At 70.3% G+C, this 5,685-nt stretch carries 6 protein-coding genes; all 6 read right to left on the bottom strand.

What is annotated here, in order from left to right:
- The coding region (locus tag CCN29_RS22470; protein ID WP_442538453.1) for a TerD family protein at positions 1 to 444 on the bottom strand (444 nt) is incomplete at its 3' end.
- Positions 445 to 573: 129 nt separating this feature from the next.
- Positions 574 to 1,563 carry a zinc-dependent alcohol dehydrogenase family protein gene (locus CCN29_RS22465; protein WP_031019842.1) on the bottom strand — a complete coding sequence of 330 codons (990 nt, stop codon included), beginning with the start codon at positions 1,561 to 1,563 and terminating at the stop codon, positions 574 to 576.
- Positions 1,560 to 2,411 (bottom strand): carbohydrate ABC transporter permease, encoded by an 852-nt coding sequence (locus CCN29_RS22460; protein ID WP_006132745.1) that lies wholly within the window; start codon positions 2,409 to 2,411, stop codon positions 1,560 to 1,562. Before CCN29_RS22460 ends, CCN29_RS22465 begins: the two co-directional genes overlap by 4 nt.
- Positions 2,408 to 3,349 (bottom strand): carbohydrate ABC transporter permease, encoded by a 942-nt coding sequence (locus tag CCN29_RS22455; protein WP_006132744.1) that lies wholly within the window; start codon positions 3,347 to 3,349, stop codon positions 2,408 to 2,410. The genes CCN29_RS22460 and CCN29_RS22455 overlap by 4 nt, the downstream gene beginning before the upstream one ends.
- A complete protein-coding gene (locus CCN29_RS22450; RefSeq protein ID WP_006132743.1) occupies positions 3,346 to 4,716 on the bottom strand; it encodes an ABC transporter substrate-binding protein in 1,371 nt (456 codons plus the stop codon). Before CCN29_RS22450 ends, CCN29_RS22455 begins: the two co-directional genes overlap by 4 nt.
- 85 nt (positions 4,717 to 4,801) lie before the next feature.
- The gene (locus tag CCN29_RS22445) at positions 4,802 to 5,572 is read right to left on the bottom strand and encodes a DeoR/GlpR family DNA-binding transcription regulator (RefSeq protein WP_006132742.1); all 771 of its coding nucleotides are present in this window, start codon (positions 5,570 to 5,572) and stop codon (positions 4,802 to 4,804) included.
- Positions 5,573 to 5,685 lie beyond the last annotated feature (113 nt).

The raw sequence follows: 5,685 nt of genomic DNA, 5'->3' as shown, positions 1-5,685 counted from the left end.
GGCGTAACCCTGGCCGACCGCGCGGACCTTCCAGGCGCCGTTGCGCAGGTAGACCTCGACGACCACCAGGGCCGTCTCCGTGCCGAGCTGCGGGGGTGTGAAGGTCGCCAGGACGGCGCCGGTGTCCGCGTCGCGGACGGTCGCGGTGGGCTCGATGCCCTGGAAGGTCTGGCCCGCCGCGTCGGGGCTCGCGGTCACGACGATCTTCTCGATGCCGGGCGGTACGGCCGCGGTGTCGACCGTGATCGCGTCAGGGGCCGTGCCGCCGCCGGAGCGGTAGGTCACGCCCGGGCCCGCGGGCTGGTTGTAGAAGATGAAGTCGTCGTCGGAGCGCACCTTGCCGTCGGCGGTGAGCAGCAGGCCCGATACGTCGAGCCGCACAGGCGCGGCGACGTCCACCGTCACGCGGGCGGTGGGAAGAGGGATGTTCGAGCCGGGGGTCATAGCTGTCATGCCGGGTGAACGAGCGAGGCCGTTTTACCGTTCCCTTACCTGTGGGCCGTTCGGCGGAAGGGGCGCGGACGCCCGGGGATCCACCCCGGCGCCCGCGCCCCGCACCGACGAGCCGGAAGGCTACGGCACCACCACGATCTTGCGGCCCACGCCCGCCGCGAACTGCTCCAGGGCCTGCGGGTACTGGTCCAGGGGGAGGCGGTCGCTGATGAAGACGTCCGGGTCGAGGACGCCGTTCGCGAACAGCTCCGCCGCGCGCTCGTAGCTGTGCAGGACCGCCATCGAGCCGGTGATGGTGATCTCCTGGTTGTAGATCCGGTACGGGTCGATCTCCACGCGGGTCGCGTAGTCGGCGACGCCGAACTGGAGGAACGTGCCCGCCTTGGCGACCCGGTTCAGCCCGTCCTGGATCGCCGCCGCGTTGCCCGTCGCGTCGATGACCAGCTCCCAGCCCTGCGGCCGGTCCAGCTCGTCCGGGGTGGCCGCGGACGCGGAGACGCCCAGCTTGCGGGCCGTCTCCAGGCGCGCCGGGTTCAGGTCGACCATGTCGACGCTCGCCGCGCCGGTCCGCTTGGCCAGCTCCAGCATCATCAGGCCCATGGTCCCGGACCCGTAGATCAGCACATGGGCGCCGAGCCGCGACTGGAGCACGTCGTAGCCGCGCACCGCGCAGGACAGCGGCTCGATCAGCGCCGCGTCCTGGGTGCGGACGTGCTCCGGGAGCTTGACGCAGTTCGCCACCGGCGCCACCGCGTACTGCGCGGCCCCGCCCGCCGTGGTGACGCCGATCGCCGCCCAGCGCTCGCAGAGGTTGTTGTGGCCGGTACGGCAGTAGCGGCACTCGTGGCAGTACAGGGAGGGGTCGACCGCGACCTGGTCGCCGAGCGCCACCTCGGTGACCTGGGAGCCGACACCGACCACCTCGCCGGCGAACTCGTGCCCGGGGACGATCGGCAGCTTGGGCGCGAACTCGCCCTGGAGGATGTGCAGATCGGTCCCGCACAGCCCGCACGCGGCGACCTCGACGACGACGTCCCTCGGGCCCGGTGTCGGATCCGGGACCTCGGTGACGACGGCCCGGCCCACGGACTCGATGACGGCGGCCTTCATTTCACGGCTCCCAACGACAGGCCCTGGACGAGTTTGTCCTGGGCGGCGAACCCCGCGGCGAGCACCGGCAGGGAGATGACGAGCGACGCGGCGCACACCTTGGCCAGGAACAGGCCCTGGCTGGTGATGAAGCCGGTCAGGAAGACGGGGGCGGTCTCGGCGACCACGCCCGTCAGGACCCGGGCGAACAGCAGCTCGTTCCAGCTGAAGATGAAGCAGATCAGCGCCGTCGCCGCGATGCCGGGGAGGGCGATCGGGGCGATCACCCGGGTCAGCACCGTCGGCAGCCGGGCGCCGTCGATCTGGGCGGCCTCGACGACCGCGACCGGGATCTCGGAGAGGAAGGACTGCATCATCCACACCGCGATCGGAAGGTTCATCGAGGTGTAGAGGATGACGAGCAGCCAGATGTTGTCGAGCATCCCGGCGTTCTTGGCGAACAGGTAGATCGGCAGCAGGCCGGCCACCACGGGCAGCATCTTGGTGGAGAGGAAGAAGAACAGGACGTCCGTCCACTTCTTCACCGGGCGGATGGACAGGGCGTAGGCGGCGGGCAGGGCCAGCACCAGGACGAGCAGCGTCGAGGTCACGGACGCGACCGTCGAGTTGATCAGGGCCGGCCAGGGGCTGGCGCCGCCGTCCGCGCCGAAGAACTCGCGGTAGCCGTCCAGGGTGAGGGCGGCGCCCCACGAGGGCGGGTTGGTGGCCGCGTCCGTCTCGGAGTGGAAGGACGTCAGGGCCATCCAGGCGATGGGCAGGAAGAACACGATGCCGGCCAGCCAGGCGACCAGACCGAGACCCGCTCCGCCGCGGAACCGGCCGCGGGTGTTCACGGTGGTGTTGCTCATGCGCGGGACGCCTCCTCGCGGAACAGGGACGAGACCACGCGCAGGGCGAAGGTCGCGATGACGATGGAGCCGATGACGACCAGGACACCGGCCGCCGAGGCGAGGCCGTTCTCGTGCGCCTGGTAGAAGGTCTGGTACACGGTGTAGGGCAGGTTGGCGGTGCCGAGGCCGCCGGACGTGAGGGTGAACACCGCGTCGAAGTTCTGCACGATGTAGATCGAGCCGAGCAGGGCGCCCAGTTCGAGGTAGCGGCGCAGATGCGGCAGCGTGATGTGCACGAAGATCTGCCAGTCGCTCGCCCCGTCGACGCGGGCCGCCTCGAGCTGCTGCTGGTCCCGGCTCTGCAGCCCCGCCAGCAGGATGAGCATCATGAACGGCGTCCACTGCCACACCAGCGACGCCTGCACGGCGAGCAGCGGGGTGTTCGAGATCCAGTCGGGCTGTCCGCCGCCCACGTAGTGCAGCAGGCCGTTGAGCAGGCCGTACTCCGGGTTGTAGAGGACGTGCTTCCACAGCAGGGCGGCGGCGACCGGGACCACCAGGAACGGCGCGATGAGCAGGGTGCGCACGACGGCCCGGCCGCGGAACTTCCGGTCCAGCAGCAGCGCGAGGAGCAGCCCGATCACCAAGCTGGCCAGGACGACGCCCACGGTGAGCAGGACGGTCGTCCAGACCGACTTGCGCAGCGCCGGGTCGGTCAGCACCTCCTGGTAGTTGGCGAACCCGGCGAAGTGACGGGCGTCCGGGTAGAGGGAGTTCCAGTCGAAGAACGAGATCACCAGGGTCGCCACGAACGGCAGCTGGGTGACCACGATCATGAAGATCAGGGCGGGCAGCAGCGGGGCGCGGGTGGCCCAGGCGCGCAGCCGGGCGGAGGGCCGGCCGGGTGCGGCGGACGTCTGTGGTACGGCCGTCGGGGCCGTGGTCGTGGCGGTCATCGTCCCTCGTACTCCTCGGCGATCTCTTCTGCCAGCTGCTGGGACTTCTTCAGGGCCTCCTCGACGGACTGGCGTCCGGCGATGGCCGCGCTGATCTCCTGGGAGACCTTGGTGCCGAGATCGGTGAACTCCGGGATGCCGACGAACTGGATGCCGGGCGCCGGGCGGGGCTGGACACCGGGGTCGTCGGGCCGGGCCTGCTCGATGGCGAGCTTGGTCATCTCCTGGAAGGCGGAGGCCTCCGCCCGGTAGTCCGGGTTGGCGTAGGTGGAGGCGCGCTTGCCCGCGGGGATGTTGGACCAGCCGACCTTCTCGCCGGCCAGCTGCTCGTACTCCTTGCTGGACGCCCAGGACACGAACTTCCAGGCGTTGTCCGGGTTGCGGGAGGCGTTCTGGATGCCCCACGCCCAGGTGTAGAGCCAGCCGGACGACTCCGTCTCCTCCACCGGTGCCGGCGCGTAGCCGATCTTCCCGGCGACGGGGGAGCCGTCGGCCTCCAGGGAGCCGGCCGCGGACGTGGCGTCGTACCACATGGCGACCTTGCCCTGGGTCAGGTTGTTCAGGCACTCGGCGAAGCCGGCCTGGGGCGCGCCGGACTCGCCGTGCTCACGCACCAGGTCCACGTAGAAGTTGACGGCCTTCTTCCACTCGGGGGAGTCGAGCCGCGCCTTCCAGTCCTTGTCGAACCAGGTGCCGCCGAAGGTGTTGACCACCGTGGTGAGCGGCGCCATGACCTCGCCCCAGCCGGGCAGTCCGCGCAGGCAGATGCCCTTCATGCCGGGCCGGGCCCCGTCGGCCTTCGCGGCCAGGTCGGCCACCTGCTGCCAGGTGGGCCGCGCCGGCATCGTCAGGCCCTTCTCCGCGAAGATGTCCTTGCGGTACATCAGGAACGACGACTCGCCGTAGAACGGCTGGCCGTACAGCTTGCCGTCCTCGCCGGTGAGGGACTGCCGCATCGGCTCGAGGATGTCCTGCTGGTCGTACGCCGTGTCCTCGGCGACGTACGGGTCCATCTCCTTCAGCCAGCCGTTCTTGGCGTAGATCGGTATCTCGTAGTTGGACAGGGTGGCCACGTCGTACTGACCGGCCTGGTTGGCGAAGTCCTGGCTGATCTTGTCGCGGACGTCGTTCTCCGGCAGCACGGTGAAGTTCACCTTGATGCCGGTCTCCTTGGTGAAGTGGTCGGCGGTCAGCTTCTGCAACTCGACCATCTGCGAGTTGTTCACCATCAGGACGTTGATGGCGTCGCCGCCGGATCCGGCCCCGCCCGCTCCGACCCAGCAGCCGGAGAGCAGCGGGGCGATCAGCGTCCCTGCGGCGGCCGTGGCGAGTACGCCTCGTGGCCTCCGTCGGCTCTGGGTTCGCATGGATCGCTCCTGGACGTATAGGGAGACATCGGGCGTCACCTGGCATGGTTCGGGCCCGTGGGGACGTGGTACTGCGGGAGGTGGGCTACACCCGTACGACTTGAGGGCCGAGCAGGGAGTAGCGGTGGGCCTCCGAGGCCGGGAGCAGGGTGCTCGTCACGATCGCCTCCAGCGCGCCGACCTCGGCGAACCGGCAGAAGCTGACCGCTCCGAACTTGGTGTGGACGCCGGCGAACACCACACGGCGGGCGGCCCGCACCGCCTGCGCCTTGACCTCGCTGACCGCCGGGTCGGGCGTGGTCAGGCCGTGTTCGCGGGAGATCCCGTTGGCGCCGATGTACGCCAGGTCGATGACGAACCCGGAGAGCATCTTCGTCGTCCAGTGGTCCACGGTGGCGAGCGTCCCGGACCGGACGCGGCCGCCGAGCAGCAGCACGGACGCGTTGCCGTTCTGCGCGAGCGCGCCCGCGACCGGCAGGGAGGCGGTGACCACGGTGAGCGGCCGGTCGGCGGGCAGGGCCTCGGCGATGAGCTGCGGGGTGAAGCCCTCGTCGACGAAGACCGTCTCGGCGTCCCCGACCAGCTCGGCCGCGGCGGCCGCGACCCTGCGCTTCTCGGGGACGTGACTGGTGGCGCGGAAGGCGAGCGTCGTCTCGAAGCCGGCGCTCTCCACGGGGTAGGCGCCGCCATGGGTACGGCGGACCAGACCGTGGTCCTCGAGCGCGCGCAGATCGCGGCGGACGGTCTCCCTGGCCACGCCCAGCTCGGCGGCGAGCGCGGTCACGTCGACCGAGCCGGTGGCGCGGGCCACCCGCACGATCTCGCGTTGCCGCTCCTCGGCCGTTCTGTTGGGCATGGCCGGACCCCTGCTTTCTGCGCTGCCGCTGTAGAACTTCTTGGCAACAGCCCGAACGGGCAACCAAGCAACACCACGCATCACCAAGCACCACAGCGGCAGCGCAGAAAGCA

The sequence above is a fragment of the Streptomyces pseudogriseolus genome (assembly GCA_002154585.1).
GTDB lineage: Bacteria > Actinomycetota > Actinomycetes > Streptomycetales > Streptomycetaceae > Streptomyces > Streptomyces pseudogriseolus.
This window is presented reverse-complemented; position numbering and strand designations above follow the sequence as displayed.